3 protein-coding genes are annotated in these 1,342 nt (G+C 63.2%); all 3 read left to right on the plus strand.

Annotated elements, in window-relative coordinates; all coding sequences use genetic code 11:
* Window positions 1-328: hypothetical protein (locus I6F10_RS19940; RefSeq protein WP_197099309.1), on the plus strand; the 328-nt coding region annotated here is incomplete at its 5' end.
* Window positions 325-714, plus strand: a complete 390-nt coding sequence (locus tag I6F10_RS19945; protein WP_114488609.1) for a hypothetical protein — start codon at window positions 325-327, stop codon at window positions 712-714. The genes I6F10_RS19940 and I6F10_RS19945, both read left to right, overlap by 4 nt.
* A 349-nt stretch (window positions 715-1,063) precedes the next feature.
* A complete protein-coding gene (locus tag I6F10_RS20580; protein ID WP_114488608.1) occupies window positions 1,064-1,303 on the plus strand; it encodes a Lar family restriction alleviation protein in 240 nt (79 codons plus the stop codon).
* The last annotated feature ends 39 nt before the right edge of the window (window positions 1,304-1,342 follow it).

Below are 1,342 nucleotides of genomic sequence, written 5' to 3' on the forward strand. Positions count from 1 at the left end.
ACCCCAGCCAGCACCCCCGGCAGACAGCCAGCCGTCCAGCTTTGGAAGCCCTGAACTGCAGGCGATGATTCTTGCGCGCTGCGCGGAGAAGGACAAGGCAGACAGCGTGCTGGAGGATGCGGCGCGGTGGTTTTCCGAGCGCGACAACGTGCTGCACTCATTCTGGGTGCTTTTGGGTGAAGCAGAAACCCAAGCGGACAACGACAACAACCCACTGCTGAAACACCAAGTCGAAGGGTTCTATCGCCAGTGGAACGCACTAAACGGAAGCGCGCTGGAGCCCCGCTGGGTGACTCGCGCAGCCCGCAAGCAAGGGGGCGCCCAATGACCATCGCGGCAAAAGGCGCCGTGCGAAAAGCCGTCGTCAGCACCTTGGAGCGCATCGGCCGGGGCTCGTGCGCGGAGATCGAGCGGCGTAGTGACATCGCCGACGGCGGTTCTCGTGCCGCGCTGTGGGCCTTGCACAAGGATGACCTGGCGCACATCACCGCATGGGAGCGCTCGACGGAGAAGTCGGCACCCGCCGCCGTGTGGGTGCTGGGCCCCGGGCAGAACGCGCCTCGGCCCGCGCCGAAGCCTCGCGCCTCTCGTGGGTACGTGGCGAAGTACAGTCCGTTCTCGGACGGTGAGCGTACCGTTGATCTGCCGATGGACTACCCGGTAAAGTCGGTGTTTGTTGGTGGGGTGAACCCCTGGACTGGAGGTGTTGCGTGAACTGGGTCTTCGTTTTCATCGCGTTCACGGCCCAAGGCGCCGTGGTCGAGAAGGTGCACATGGACAGCGCGAGCATCTGCGCGGCCTACGGCTAGGGGTACTCGTCCAGGGTGGAGTTGCGGGTCGCCCATGTGCAGGTGGCCCAATGCGTGTCGCTGCGCAGCGGTGCGGTGATCCCCGTGGGGCCGGTGGGTAAGCGGCCTGTTGGGAAAGGGTTGGTATGAGCACACCTCCGTGGGGCTCATTGGGGTGACGTAAGACTATCGCAGAGTTTAGGTGTACGCAACAGTTTTTTCGCGTTGGCCGATGGGTGGTTGTGAGCGATTGCGCAATAAGCTAGAATTTGCGCATGTGCGAAATAACTTTATCACCCTGCCCCTTCTGCGGGGGTGCGCCTTCCGAACGGCTGGGCCACAACCCTGGCGGTGGTTTCGGCCCTGACCCAGTGGACGTCTTCTCGGTCTGCTGTAACCCCTGCGGTGTGCGCTTTGTCGTGTCCAACTGGCCGGGCCACGTCACCGAAGACCAAAAGGCGGCCGTCCGCGCGAAGTGGAACCATCGTGCACAAACACAGAAAGACCCTTCCTAATGGCCCGCAAGAACACCCCGAAGACACCCCTGCTGGCCG

The organism is Pseudoalteromonas sp. SWYJZ98, assembly GCF_015864495.1.
Taxonomy (GTDB): Bacteria; Pseudomonadota; Gammaproteobacteria; order Enterobacterales; family Alteromonadaceae; genus Pseudoalteromonas; species Pseudoalteromonas distincta.